Annotated in this window: 12 protein-coding genes; 5 read left to right on the forward strand and 7 right to left on the reverse strand. The window is 46.2% G+C overall.

The genetic code is table 11. From position 1 onward, the window contains the following. Positions 1–84 precede the first annotated feature (84 nt). The 4 genes from QUA53_RS22800 (at position 85) to ccmS (ending at position 4721) form a co-directional block, all read left to right on the forward strand. Positions 85–615, forward strand: coding sequence for an RtcB family protein (locus tag QUA53_RS22800; protein WP_333099929.1), 531 nt, complete (start codon positions 85–87; stop codon positions 613–615). Between the two features lie 201 nt (positions 616–816). Beyond that, positions 817–2142 (forward strand): transposase, encoded by a 1326-nt coding sequence (locus tag QUA53_RS22805; protein ID WP_333099967.1) that lies wholly within the window; start codon positions 817–819, stop codon positions 2140–2142. Between the two features lie 188 nt (positions 2143–2330). Then, on the forward strand, positions 2331–4127 hold the full coding sequence (locus tag QUA53_RS22810; RefSeq protein WP_333099930.1) for an ABC transporter ATP-binding protein: 1797 nt from the start codon (positions 2331–2333) through the stop codon (positions 4125–4127). Between the two features lie 162 nt (positions 4128–4289). Beyond that, positions 4290–4721, forward strand: coding sequence for a beta-carboxysome assembly chaperone CcmS (gene ccmS, locus QUA53_RS22815; protein ID WP_333099931.1), 432 nt, complete (start codon positions 4290–4292; stop codon positions 4719–4721). 79 nt (positions 4722–4800) lie between these two features. Here the strand turns inward: ccmS and QUA53_RS22820 are convergent, their stop codons facing one another. From QUA53_RS22820 to QUA53_RS22840, 5 genes are all read right to left on the reverse strand, one after another. Further along, positions 4801–5022 (reverse strand): HEAT repeat domain-containing protein, encoded by a 222-nt coding sequence (locus QUA53_RS22820; RefSeq protein WP_333099932.1) that lies wholly within the window; start codon positions 5020–5022, stop codon positions 4801–4803. A gap of 185 nt (positions 5023–5207) precedes the next feature. Then, complete coding sequence (locus tag QUA53_RS22825; protein WP_333249107.1) at positions 5208–8654, reverse strand: HEAT repeat domain-containing protein; 3447 nt, start codon at positions 8652–8654, stop codon at positions 5208–5210. Positions 8655–8851: 197 nt separating this feature from the next. After that, positions 8852–9787, reverse strand: a complete 936-nt coding sequence (locus tag QUA53_RS22830) for a fused MFS/spermidine synthase (protein ID WP_333099935.1) — start codon at positions 9785–9787, stop codon at positions 8852–8854. 186 nt (positions 9788–9973) lie between these two features. Next, complete coding sequence (locus QUA53_RS22835) at positions 9974–10573, reverse strand: adenylate/guanylate cyclase domain-containing protein (protein ID WP_333074421.1); 600 nt, start codon at positions 10571–10573, stop codon at positions 9974–9976. Between the two features lie 6 nt (positions 10574–10579). Further along, complete coding sequence (locus QUA53_RS22840; RefSeq protein ID WP_333099937.1) at positions 10580–11308, reverse strand: response regulator; 729 nt, start codon at positions 11306–11308, stop codon at positions 10580–10582. 325 nt (positions 11309–11633) lie between these two features. Here QUA53_RS22840 and QUA53_RS22845 point away from each other — a divergent pair, with 325 nt between their 5' ends. Then, positions 11634–11993 carry a hypothetical protein gene (locus QUA53_RS22845; RefSeq protein ID WP_333099938.1) on the forward strand — a complete coding sequence of 120 codons (360 nt, stop codon included), beginning with the start codon at positions 11634–11636 and terminating at the stop codon, positions 11991–11993. Positions 11994–12249: 256 nt separating this feature from the next. Here the strand turns inward: QUA53_RS22845 and QUA53_RS22850 are convergent, their stop codons facing one another. Together QUA53_RS22850 and QUA53_RS22855 are read right to left on the reverse strand one after the other, a co-directional pair. Continuing rightward, positions 12250–13155: an ABC transporter substrate-binding protein gene (locus QUA53_RS22850; RefSeq protein WP_333099939.1), complete on the reverse strand. Its 906-nt coding sequence runs from the start codon at positions 13153–13155 to the stop codon at positions 12250–12252. A gap of 320 nt (positions 13156–13475) precedes the next feature. Continuing rightward, the gene (locus tag QUA53_RS22855; protein WP_333099940.1) at positions 13476–14261 is read right to left on the reverse strand and encodes an ABC transporter ATP-binding protein; all 786 of its coding nucleotides are present in this window, start codon (positions 14259–14261) and stop codon (positions 13476–13478) included. Between the last annotated feature and the right edge of the window lie 6 nt (positions 14262–14267).

Consider the following 14267-nt stretch of genomic DNA (forward strand, 5'->3'; position numbering starts at 1 on the left):
TAGTAGAGTATGGCATTATCCGCTCTGAGTATTTTGATTGTAATTTTACATTAGCCGATCGCCCGTGACACGAGCCGATCGCCCGTGACACGAGCCGATCGCATCTCTACGGGCGATCGTCAAAAGATCTCAAATGGGTTCTATACTTGGGGAGTTCGATCGGGACAAATCGCTTTCATGATTCATTCGGGTTCGCGGAATGTCGGCAAATACATCGGCGGAATGTGGCGCGATCGAGCTTGCGACGCCTGGCCGAAAACTCTGAAACATCCTGAATCCAGGCTTTTCCCGCTGTCTGCGGCAGCAAATCCCGAACTTGTGAACAGCTACCTGAAAGCGGAAGCAACCGCCGCTAACTACGGTTTTATTAACCGTTTGCTGCTAGCAGAACTTCTGCGGTTGCGTTTGCGGCAAGTTTTCGGCGATGTCGAAGCTCCCTTAGTATACGATTTGCCTCACAATCTCACTTTGGCTGAAGGTGCCGGCTGGGTAACGCGCAAAGGCGCTTGTCCCGCACATTCCGGTCAGCCTGTAATTATACCGGGTTCGATGGGCGCGCCGTCTTTTTTGCTGGTTGGTTCGGGGAACGATCGATTTACAAGCCTATTCAACTAGACAGCAGGAGTCCCACGCTCTACCGCAGGGCGTGAGCGTCGGGAGGAATGCGCGTAAGTGAAGAGATCCACCCCTGACCAAAACCGACAATCTTTAGATATTGTACGGGAAGGGGTGGTCGAAGAACGAACAGATTCCTGATCCTGCCCCTTGTTTTTACTATCTTCACGAGATACAATAATACCAAAGTTCGTGAAAATAATGTCCCAAGTAATCACCGCCAAGCTAAAACTAAAACTGACTGCCGAGCAAAAAGCTTTGGTGTCTCAGACTGCTTTAGCCTACCGAGATGCCTTGAATTACACTTCACAAGTTGCTTTTGATGCAGGCAAAACCAGCAATGGTGCTAAGTTACAGAAAGCGGTCTACAACGAATTGCGGGTTCGATTTGGGCTGGGAGCGCAAATGGCTTGCAATGTACCCAGACAAGTGTCTGGAACCTATAAGACTCTGTGGACTAAGGTAAAACAATCTAACGATGCTATTGCTAAAGGCTACACTAAGAGACGGTATAAAGGGCTAGACAAAGCCCCCAAATATATATCTCGAACTTGTACCCTAAATTATCAACGTGACTACTCTTTTAAAGCCGAGAGGCAAGTGAGTATCATCACTCTCCAAGGTCGGATAGTGGTCTCGTATGATGGTTACAATAAGCATTTAGATTTAATTGCTAATGGTGCAAGGATTGGAGCGGCTAAAATTGTCTATCAGCGTTCCTCCACGATCTACTATCTGATGGTAAGTATCGAAGTAGAAACGCCTAAGATTGACCCACTGAAAATAACTAGAGTCTCTGGTGTTGACGTGGGTATGCGCTACTTAGCGGTGGAAATAGACTTGCAAAATAAGGCTAAATTCTACTCAGGGAAGAATGCTATACATAAAGCTAACCGCTACCATAAAGCACGGATGACTCTTCAGCGTAAAGACACTCGTTCAGCGAAGCGAAGACTAATCGCTTTGTCTGGGAAAGAAAGACGGTTTATCGCTGATGTAAACCACCAGATCAGTAAGGATATTGCCAAACCTAACACCCTAATTGGACTAGAAAACCTCACCGGAATACGGGACAGGACTAGGAGAAAATCGAGCAAGACGGCAAGCAAAAAGAGACGTAGAGCTAATCGAAATAAAGCTAAATGGTCTTATGCCGAATTGCACGGATATATCGACTACAAAGCCAATCTAAATGGTTCGTTAGCAACTAAAGTTCCGGCTCATTACACATCGAAAAGTTGTCCTAAATGTGGACATACTTCGGATGCTAATAGACCAAACAAAGGACTATTGTTTCGATGCGAATGTTGTAGTCATGAGTTACACGCTGATTTGGTTGGTGCGCGAAATATTGCAATGAGAGCGTTGCTTGTCCGGCAAGACTGGATGAGCACGGGGAGCTTGTCAGCATCCCCTGATGTATCGAGCGGTGAAACCAAAGCCCAAATCCTGCAAAGGTTTTCGGAATTGCGGTGGAGTTCAGATACAAGCCCACATCATAGCGGTACTCCGCTTGATGCTGGGTAGTTGACCCAGTAATTGACGTTCAGGTTGAGGCGCAAATAGTTGGTGTAGTCGCTAAAATGAAGCCAGTGTTAACATTTAAAGCCTAGGAACAGGGCATTTGAGAATTAAAAATTAAACAAGGGTAAGGTGCGCGCGGATCACCCTACTAATTTTTAATTCTCGGCCCTATTTCCGATGCCCCATGCCCTATGAATGATTCTCAAGCATCACCAAATCCATCAAAACCTGTCCATCCCCTAAAGCGGCTGCTGAAGTACGGCCGCCGCTACCGCCTGAAAGCTTGGCTGGCAAGTATCTGTTCGCTGCTGAATAAATTCTTCGATTTAGCACCGCCAGCATTAATCGGTATTGCCGTTGATGTGGTGGTGAAACAGCAAGATTCTATCCTCGCTCAGTGGGGCATAAAAGATGTCTTTTGGCAACTGGCAATTATCACTTTTTTGAGCGCGGTTATTTGGACGTTGGAATCTCTTTTTGAATATGCCTATGATTATTTGTGGCGCAATTTGGCTCAGGATATTGAGCACGATTTGCGTCTGGAAGCTTACAGCCATTTGCAGGAATTAGAATTAGCTTATTTTGAAGAACGCAGCACGGGCGGTTTGATTTCTATTCTCAATGATGATATCAATCAACTCGAACGTTTTTTGGACGACGGCGCTAATGAGATAATTCAGGTAATGACAACGGTTGTTGTGATTGGCGCGGCTTTTTTTGCGGCATCTCCTCTTGTTGCTGGGCTGTCTATGCTGCCCATACCTTTTATTATTTGGGGTTCGATCGCCTTTCAAAATCGCCTCGCTCCTCTCTATGCTGATGTGCGGGAAAAGGTGAGTTTTCTGAACGGGCAACTGTCGAATAATTTAATGGGAATTACTACTATTAAAAGTTTTACTTCCGAAGATTATGAAATTCAGCGCATCGAAGCACAAAGCCAAGCTTACCGCGAAAGCAACCGACGGGCGATCGTACTTTCGGCCGCTTTTATTCCGCTGATTCGGGTTGTGATTTTCTTGGGGTTTATTGCAACGCTATTTCTGGGCGGTTTGGAGGTGGTGGCGGGCCGGTTGTCTGTGGGAACTTACAGCGTTTTGGTGTTTTTGACCCAGCGGTTGCTGTGGCCGCTGACTCGTCTGGGAGATACTCTGGATCAATACCAGCGCGCAATGGCTTCTACTAATCGGGTGATGAATTTGTTGGATACTCCGATCGCAATTCACACGGGTGATATTCGGCGGCCCGTTAGTTCGATTAAGGGTGAGTTGGAATTTAAAAATGTTACTTTTTCTTACAATCAAAGAAAGCCGATTTTGCAGTATTTCTCCTTGACTCTGCCGGCAGGAAAAACTACTGCGATTGTTGGGGCTACTGGTTCGGGAAAAAGTACCCTGGTGAAGCTTATTTTGAGGCTGTACGAGGTACAGTACGGCAATATTTATCTCGACGGGATAGAATTAAATAACCTGAATTTAAAAGATTTGCGGAGAGCGATCGGATTGGTGAGTCAAGATGTGTTTTTGTTTCACGGTACGGTTGCCGAGAATATTGCTTACGGCAGTTTTGAAGCAAGCAATCGAGAGATAGTAAATGCTGCGAAAATTGCAGAAGCGCACGAGTTTATCGTACAATTGCCGGACGGTTACAACACTATTGTAGGGGAACGCGGTCAAAAATTGTCGGGGGGTCAGCGGCAGCGAATTGCAATTGCGAGGGCTGTTTTGAAGAATCCGCCGATTTTGATTCTTGACGAAGCTACTTCAGCGGTGGATAACGAGACTGAGGCCGCAATTCAGCGATCGCTCGAACGAATCACCAAGAATCGCACTACAATTGCGATCGCCCACCGTCTTTCTACTGTCCGCAATGCCGATTGCATTTGTGTCATGGAAGAAGGGCTAGTGGTAGAATCGGGGCAGCACGAACAACTGATCGAACAGGACGGAATTTATGCGGCGCTCTGGCGCGTGCAATCTGGTATAAGATAGAAACGCAGCGGTTTGGAGTAATTGGAAATTGCTAATTTGTAATTAGGGATGGGGCATTGGGCATGGCTAACTAATGACAACAGTCAACTGCCAACTGCCAACTCCCAACTGACTGCTGACTGCTGACTGTAAAATATTAGTTTATACAAACAAGAAGAGAAAATGTTTCTATTTGATAGCCCTGAGTCCAAACCCAACGAAAATAGCTGGAGCCGCAAATTAGATAAATTCGTGAAAGCTAATCAAAATGAATTGGCTGCTTTGGCTTGGGGGCTATTTCTAGAAAGGGGAGAGGAAAGCGAGGAGATTTTGGCAATTGATGTGGCAGAAACTGCGCGATTTGTGTATTGTAAGAAAGAGGCGGTTGAGGAGTTGAACCGTCAAGTGAGAAGTCATATTCAGGAAGTTGTAGGTGTGTTGAACGCTCACAAGCCTGAGACAGAAGTGGCGATTTTGGCGATCGGTGAAGGTCAAATTAAGTTGATTCTTTTTGAACCTAAGCCTGAACCTCCTGTTTGTTTTGAGGAAGCTGCGACGGATGTTGATACTTTGTTGGCTAAGCTGGAACAGCAGATGGTTGAATATATGAAATGATAAGATTGCTCGGATCTTGAAATCGCGTCTACACAAACTTTCGTCCCTGCTGAGAGGGACTAAGAAATGAAAGGAGTATTTAAGCCTCATTTAGTATCAGTTGTCCGAGGGCTTGGATGACGCTGGAACGGACTTCTGGTGAGGTGTCTTTCAAGGCTTTAACTAATATGGGCACCATCGCGACATCTCCCATTTTTCCCAGTGCTTCTGCAGCTTTCGCCCTGACAGCGGGGCGGGCATCTTCTAGGGCGGTGCAGAAGGTGTCTAGCACCATCTGATAGTATGCGGGATTTTGAATCATACTGTTAGCCTCCGGTTTGCATAGAGCTTACTGCTGTTTTATTTTACATCTTGCATCCCTTTTAGGAACAGGCAAGATGCCTGTTCCACAAAGAGTAAATTTTCTTGTGGGGTGGGCGTCTCGCCCCCCCCTGAAAGCCTTATTAAAAATGTTGCAATATTTCAGCAAACTTTTGGGTTGGCTGGCTATTTCACGTCTTCGGATACGCCTTCAATGAAGGCAACAAGTCCTTTGCCCCAGGGGTTTGATTCGGCGAAGTGTTCGCCAACTTTCACGGCTGCTTTTTTGCCACCGTTGTAAAGCCGTTTGACGCTGATTAGGTTTTGCCACTCGATGGGTTTTTGCTCTTTGATTTCCTTAAATTCTGCATCAATAATATTGAGTGCTTGTTGCTCGTCTTGCACATTAGTATATTTTTTTTCTAATGCCTGAATGATTTGCACTACTGCATTCAGTGCAGCTTCAGGGGAGGATTGCTGGGCGGCGATGTGGAGGTGGTGGGCTTGGGTCCCGTGGTTGGGGCCGAAGTTGACGAGGGCCTGGAAGGTTGCATGGGAGAAGTCTTGGGTGGGTTGGTCAGCCATTTGTTTTGTTCTTTTGTGGATTTGCTGGGTGGTTTGGTCAATTTTAGCAAGGAGTTCGGTTGGCTGGGATGGTTTGGCTGGGTGCGGTGCTAGGGATAACTGATGTATCGGGTAGTTGTAGTATTTGCAGGCGGCTTGGATGGCGAGGATGAGGCTGTGAACTTTTTCGCCGGATTTGGAGGGGATTAAGGTAAGGAGGTGGGGGAGATGGGGGGCGACTTTCTCTGTGTGCTGCTTAGCGATTTCGCCTAAGGCATCTGTCGCGCTCCAACGCACACGAGAGTATGAATCTTCAACGAGTTTAAGTAATCCCGGAATCGCCCGAGCGTCACCGATTTTGCCTAAGGCATATGCCGCCATCCCACGCACACCAGAATCTGAATCTTCAACGAGTTTAAGTAATCCCGGAATCGCCCGAGCGCCACCGATATTGCCTAAGGCATCTGCCGCGGTACTACGCACATCAGAGTCTGAATCTTCAACGAGTTTAAGTAATCCCGGAATCGCCCGACCGTTACGGATATTGCCTAAGGCATCTGCCGCCCTCCTACGCACCTCAGAGTGTGAATCTTCAAGGAGTTGAAGTAACCCCGGAATCGCCCGATCGTCACCGATTTTGCCTAAGGCATCTGCTGCGGTACTACGCACATAAGAGTGTGAATCTTCAAGGAGTTGAAGTAATCCCGGAATCGCCCGATCGTCACCGATTTTGCCTAAGGCATATGCCGCCATCCCACGCACATCAGAGTCTGGATCTTCCACGAGTTTAAGTAATCCCGGAATCGCCGGAGCGTCACCGATATTGCCTAAGGCATCTGCCGCGATCCAACGCACATCAGAGTCTGAATCTTCAACGAGTTTAAGTAATCCCGGAATCGCCGGAGCGTCACCGATATTGCCTAAGGCATATGCCACGGTACTACGCACATCAGAGTCTGGATCTTCCACGAGTTTAAGTAATCCCGGAATCGCCCGATCGTCACCGATATTGCCTAAGGCACGTGCCGCGCTACTACGCACATCAGAGTCTGGATCTTCCACGAGTTTAAGTAATCCCGGAATCGCCCGATCGTCACCGATATTGCCTAAGGCACGTGCCGCGCTACTACGCACATCAGAGTGTGAATCTTCCACGAGTTTAAGTAATCCCTGAATCGCCTGCTCGTCACCGATTTTGCCTAAGGCATCTGCCGCGCTCCTACGCACATCAGAGTCTGGATCTTCAACGAGTTTAAGTAATCGCGGAAACGCCTGCTCGTAAACGATTTTGCCTGAGGCATCTGTCGCGCTCCTACGCACATCAGAGTCTGGATCTTCAACGAGTTTAAGTAATCGCGGAAACGCCTGCTCGTCACCCATTTTGCCTAAGGCATCTGTCGCGATCCAACGCACATCAAAGTCTGAATGTTCCACGAGTTTAAGTAATCGCGGAATCGCCTGCTCGTCACCCATTTTGCCTAAGGCATCTGCCGCGCTCCTACGCACATGAGAGTCTCGATCTTCCACGAGTTTAAGTAATCCCGGAATCGCCCGATCGTCACCGATTTTGCCTAAGGCATCTGCCGCCCTCCTACGCACAAAAGGGTGTGAATGTTCAACGAGTTTAAGTAATCCCCCAATCGCCTCATCCGATCGCACTTCCTCCAAAAGCTCAACCTTCAACCACCCCGGCACATCCAACTCATCCACCAACCCAACCGTACACTTCTGAAACACCCGCTGCACCTCCCCCGCCAGCCGCGCCCCCAACCTCAAATCCACCTTTAATGCCAGCCGCACCACCCGCACCGCCTGCGCCTCATCCCGCAACAACGACAGCATGAACGCCAGAGGCTCCGTCCATTTAAAATAATTCAAATAGAAATGCTGCAACCGTTCATCATCGATCGCATCAATATGCCTTTCAACCAACAGTTTCAGCAACGCCCGCCCCGCATAATACTCCTGAAATAATTGGTGATGAAACTCAATTTCCTCCTGCTTTGCCGCCACCTGCAACAGATGGTGCTCCAGCAAATCCTCTAGCCACTCCTTCGCCTTGGTTGGCGCATCTACCACCCCCCGATCGCCCAACCAGCCCTCCAAAATCCCCTCAGCCCGATCGCGAGAAATCGCCACCCAACCATCCGTGGGGCGCTGCGAGTCACCCTGCAACATCACAAAAGCCAACTGCTGCAAAACCTCCGACTTGAAGCGCCGAAAATCATCCGAAACCAACGCAGCGCCCTTAAACTCGTCATACTGGCGATCGAACTCCTGAAACAACTCGCCCTTACTCTGGGGAATTTTCCCGCTATTTTTAAACACCTTACACATCATTTCCAGTAGTAACGGCGTTTCGGCAATCTCTCGCAGGCGATCGCGCAATTGTCGCAGCAGCAAATCCCCATCTTGCGGCAAATGCTTGTGCACAAACTCCCGCATCTGCGGTTGCGTCAGCGCGCACATCTCCAGTTGTTTCTCAATGCCCAAAGATCCGCCCAGCGCCAAATCCCGCGTCGTGAAAATCATCGGCGTATCGGGATTGTCGTCGCGGAATAGCTGCAAATCCTGCCGCCGTTGTTGCGATGGCATCTCATTCACGCCATCCAGCAACAGCAGCAACCTGCCATCCAGCAGCAAATCATCCACCTCTTCCCGGCTAACTCTCAGCTTTGCCTGTCGAAATTCGGCACATATTGCTTCTAAAATCGAGCGATCATACCTCAACTGCACCAACACCGGAATCTGTCGATCGCCCTCATGGAGCGCTTCTAGTGCCAATTCCCACCGAAAACGCTGCAAAACCGTGGATTTTCCCAAACCGGGCTTGCCCACTAGCAGCACTTTTCCCTGCTGCAGGTACTTGCGGATTCCCGCCAGCACTTCCAGCCGCTCGATTTTCGTTTCTGGTTTATTTTCTGGGGATCGAGGTTGCGATGAATCCTCCGGTGGCTTTTCCACCCGCACCTCCACCTGTAAATCAGTCAGCGTGTAGAGATGCTGTTGTTTTTTATAAGACTCAACCAGGGATTGCAGATATTTAGGAAAATCAACTGGTGTCCCCATTTGATTATAGATTTTAGAATATGGATTTATTATAGATTTTTTCTCGATCGGCGATCGATGCTGAAAATTCGGGACAAAATCACATCATATTAAATCCGGCTTTAGTACCCCCTTTTCTCTTAGTCCCCCTCTGCTCGGACTTCGGAACAGGCAAGATGCCTGTTCCACAAAGAGTAAACCCGGACTTACTATTAATATCAGAATAACCAGCAATCAAAATAACCAGCGGGCGGCGAATCGTCATGAAAAATTTGAGCTTTGTCTAAATTAGGTATAGCCTCCGCCAATTCTCTACCTACTTTCACCTCAAGCGCCCTGTCTGGTAATGGAAAGGAAAATTGATAGCTATCTTGCAAATATTTTGCCTTAGCAACAATCTCATCTTTCTCCAAAATCTGGCTGTTGCTACCAATCAAAATGCTATTACTTTCCTGGCAAATACACACGCACACCTGAGAAAACACACTTTGAAAAGTCGTGATTTTTTCCGCATAAAACTGATCTCTGTGCAGCAGATTTGCTAGCACAACTCCCTCGCTTGACAAGTGTTTTTCGCAGATTTGATAAAATTCTTTGGTGGATAGGCGATGCGGAAAGTAGCCGTTGCCAAAAGCTACGTCGATCATGATGATATCGTACTGAGTATCTGATTTTTGCTGCTCTAAATACTCTCTGCCGTCTTGAATTGTTACAGTTAGCCGATCGTCCAATTTTACCCCAAAACACTGTGTAGCTGCTTGGATCGCGATCGGATCGACATCCGCGCATTCTATAACTGTGTCCGGCAAATAGTGGTGCAAAACTAAGGGAATTCTGCCACCGCCAAATCCAGCTATGTAGATTCTTTGAGGTTGGCTTTGCCACACTAAACCCAACATCATCGCCTGAGTATATTCCGACACTAGATGTAAAGGATTGTTGAAATCGCAAATAGATTGCAGTAAATCTGTGTGCTGATTTACTTTTTCTACTAAAGATAGCTTAATGTGCGATCGCTCTTTTGTGACTGCAACATAGTGAACACCAGACTCTTTGCAAAAAATAACTGTGTCTGGCTGTTGCTGCAGCCAAGCCAGCCGCTGTCCAATAGCGGATAAATTGATAGATTGCCAAGTTTTGTATTCCTCAATCATCTGATTTTAAATTTTATTTAAATTCGATATTCTCTAAAAATATAGCCTCATCAACCCGGTTTCTATCAAAATGGCTGAGTCGCCCGATATCTGCGAAGAAACCGGGTTTCTAGTCAAGGCTGACGCAAGTCATGTTCTCATTTTCCAGCATGGTAAAGAACGAGAAGACAACAGAAATTAACTTGATTACAGCCGCTTGTACGCCACCAACTCCAAACCCGAAATCGAAAAATCCACTCTTTCCCAATCTTGCTTATCACCTTCCAATTTTTCAAAGGCTGCTGAGGTGAGCAAAATCTCTCCCCGTTCCGCCAGATCCTCTCCCAGCTTGGATGCTAGATTAAATTCTGAACCGTACATATCCTCTCCTTCCAGCATCAAAACATCGCCACAGCCGATACCAATGCAGAGGTAAATATCCATTTCCGGCGGCAGTGTCGTGTTGACAGCCGCCGTGTGTTTCACAGAGTCGATCGCAGCTTCCACCGCCGCTTTTACATCAGCAAAAACTGCAAAAATATTGTCTGCTTCCTCCTTAACTACAGTGCCACCGTATTCGGAAATTATCGGTTTGACAATTCCGTGCATCCGGTGAATCATTGCCAAAAAATGAATAATTCCGTAGCGGACTGTCGTGCGCGAAAATCCCGACATATCCATTACTAAAATGGCGTAATTTTTGCGGAAAGTGGCATTAATTTTTTCATCAATTTCAGCCATTCTTTCGGGATATTCGTTTCTTTCTTGCAGCAAGGTTTCTAAGTAAGCACGGTTATTTGTTTTCATTTTTGTTTAATTAAATTCCCAATCACGACACACTTCTTGAGGGCGACCAGGCGGATGCACTGCACAAGTGATGCCATCCTTACCGTAATAATAATCGCACACTTTGCAAGGTTTAGTTTGCTCTAATTTTTTCATCAAAATTGCCCGGATTGTCTGGACTCGGTTGCGATACTTGTTTGCATTCGAGTGACTCGGTTCAATTGCCAACGCTTGCTCGAAAGCTGCTAAGCTGGAATCGTACAATTTAATAATTTGGGCGCTGTATTTTGTCCAAGCATCGGCGTGGCTTTGATAAAGTTCGACTGTGTTTAAGTTTAAAATTCCGTATTCCGTCCAAGCCTCCGCAGAAGCTCGATCGAACTTAATATGGGCATTGAGCAAAACTTTTTTGATCGTTGCCAAAAGTTCCCTCGGCTGCCAAGGTTTGCTAACATAAGCCTCGGCGCGATCGATCGCCCGGGAAAATAAAGCTAACTGCTGTCCCTTGCCTGTTAAAAATACGATCGGTATGTTCCGAGTTTCGGGATTAGCTTTAATTAAACGACAGACACCGTAACCGTCTAGACGGGGCATTATGACATCTAATAATACTAAATCAGGGTAATTTTTCTCAATTTTATCTAGCGCTTCCACACCGTCAGATGCCTGAATTACATTCAATCCGCTGCATCTCAACTGATGTGAAATGCACTCCCGCTGACTGCGGGAATCTTCCACCACTAAAACTGTACTCATCACTCCCCACCTGGTTTCTGAGGTAAATTTTTTCGCTGCTTCGAGTAACCCTTGCTGAAATCAGTTTACCCGCCTTGGATGAATTTGTTATCACTGGCAAGCTAAACTTACTCAAATTGCAACAAATCTTAAACTGAGGAGCGAAGGTGATACTTATCAGAAAATGCTGGTTGCTAATACCCGAATAATTGTTGAAGTTTTGGGCGGTAAATATTGGGATTTTAAGCCTTAATAACGGCAAATCATACTGATGGGGGACAAAAACCTTGTTGAATTGCAACAGATAATGGGCTAATGTGTACGTTGAAGTTCTTAAGGACGACAAATGAATAGATTGCTCCTCACTTTACTTGTAAGTCCGACGCTGTTTGGATCTCTGATGTCTTTGAGCGCGATCGCAAATCCCGCTCAAATTGGCGAAACACCAAGCCAATCGGCTGATTCGCCCCGCTGCGTGCGATCGCCCCACACTCAGCGTCTGACTTGCGTGCGACTCCCCGCCAAAACCGCTGCTTCAGATTCTAAACCGACGATCGCTTGGCAGCGCCCTGCTGACGAACAGACGGCGATGCTGGATTTTTCGGAAGAAGAAAGCGATGCGGCCGTGGCGATGTTTGGCTGCGACTGCCCGGTTTGTATCAATTCCCTGCGGCAGTTGCGCGGTGTGCCGCTTTTACCGGTGTAAGGGCGATCGATCGAACAGCATTGGAAGTCAGGATCAAAAACCAGGTTTCCGATCGCTGCGCCCTTTCTCACTTTTAGAGAAATGGTAGTCAATCTGTTCCAGCATTTATATAGATTTTGGATCTATCAAAATCGGGTCTGCTTTTACGGCTTCTACAGCTATTACCCACAGTGTAATTAGCAAGGTTTCTTCAACAGTTCCTAGTTAAACTGGGGTTTTAGTAATGACTTACTTCTTTCAGTTGTTGTAACCCCCTCTACTTTTTAGCTAGAACTTGTTTAAGTTGAGCAGTTGCTTGCTCAATTTTTTCGATACTCCCTGGGTTGACCAATCCGTAGTAGTCAAAAACGTAAACTCGATTATTTTTAGTGGCTGTTAGTTGATTCCAAAATGAATCAGATTTAAATTGGTCTAAAATTCCTTCTTCCCGATCGACTATAATGATTATTTCAGGATTAGCCTCTAAAACCTTTTCCGCTGAAAGCGTCACGTAGCCTCGAACAGGGCTATCTCCTTGCAACTGGGCGGCGACATTTTTCACGTTAAACTTACCCAGCAAATCTCCAGCCCAACTGCTTTGATTTGGAGATAAAATCGGTTGTCTGCTTACCAAAACTAAAGTGGCAGGGCTTTGATTTGGGATGTCTGCTAAAAATGTTTGGTAGCGTTTTAACAGAGGTTCTGGATTTGTATTGAGGGATTTAGCTAAAGTAGTTGTTAACTCTTCTAGGGATTTCCAGCTATCAACTTGAGTAAGTAAAGTTTTTATTCCAAGCTGCTGCAATTTTTGCATTGTTTGGTCGTGAAATCCCGACGCACCTACGACCAAATTTGGTTTCAATGCGATGATTTTTTCCAAATTAGGAGGGGTGCGTTCGGTAGTGACTGCGGTAATTCCTGTAAATTTGGGGTTGCTGCTGACTAATGCGCTGCCGGGAATTCCCACAAGTTTGGTTGGGTCGAGTTGATGGATAATATCGGCGGTTAAAGGTGTTAAAGCTACAACTTTTTGTGCTGATTCGCTGTTAGTTGTTTGTGGTTGATTGGCTGGCGAAACAGCAGGAGTTGATTGCTGAATTTGGGGTAAAGTGGCGGCGGAGCAAGCGGTAAATGCTAAACTCAGCAACAGGATAGCGGTACGATAAAACAAAGTTTTGTACATAGTTTTGGCTGGAGTTACACCGAGTTTAGACCAGGTTGAGACAGAATTGACGGGAAGTTCGAGCGCACTTTAGCGCTTAAGTATTTAAATATCAATAGTTTACGGTAGATTTTGTATAAAAAACCGCACTTATTGCCTGAAATCGGATTTTTTAAGTATCTCTTAATTTTTATTCTACCCTTTGGAACCACTACTAAGCAATAGTTTAAAGCCTGTGGCACTCAGATAGAACAGCGGATTGTGACAATCAGTTAATAGAAATAATTAGGAAGAAATTGAGAACTTAGTGCGAGGGCAAGGTTATACTTATCATACAAGGATTAAGTGTGAAGAGTGGGAGCGATCGCACAAATCTGCAAGCCTACAGAAGTCTCTAAAATTATAGCTTCTACGCCAAAAGTCTTAGCTAAATTATCAGGAGTTAAAACTTGTGCCGGAGTTCCTACAGAAAAAAGTTCTCCTTTATTTAACATAGCAATCCGCGAACTGTATCTAGCAGCTAAATTAATTTCATGCAACACGGTAATAATCGTCAACTTGTGTTTTTGATTGAGTTGATTAAGCAAATCTAACAATTGCAACTGATAGCAAATATCTAAATAAGTCGTAGGTTCATCTAATAGCAAAACTTGCGGGTTTTGAGCCAAAGCTAAGGCGAGAAAAGCGCGCTGGCGTTCGCCTCCTGAGAGTTGTTCGACAGGCCGATCGCGAAATTCCTCAATCCCAGTTTGACTGATAGCAACTTCCACCTTTTCCGCATCTTCCTTGCTCAATTCCCACTGCCACCAACCCTGATGAGGAGAACGCCCCAAACTAACTAATTGCTTTACAGTCAAACCTTCCGGTACTGTTTGCTGCTGCGGCAAAATCGCTAATTTTTGAGCGACAACAGCAGCAGGTTGAGTATGAATTGCTTTGCCATCAAGCAACACACTTCCTTGCTGCGGAATTAGGATGCGGCTAACTAACTTCAAGAAAGTAGACTTACCAGAACCGTTGGCACCGATGAGACTCAACCACTCACCAGGTTGTAAAGATAAAGTGATGTTGCGGGCGATCGCAACTTCGCCGTAACCACCAGTTAAATTTTGAATTTCTAAAGACATTATATT

This window comes from Microcoleus sp. Pol12B3, from assembly GCF_036701355.1.
In the GTDB taxonomy this organism is placed as follows: domain Bacteria; phylum Cyanobacteriota; class Cyanobacteriia; order Cyanobacteriales; family Microcoleaceae; genus Microcoleus.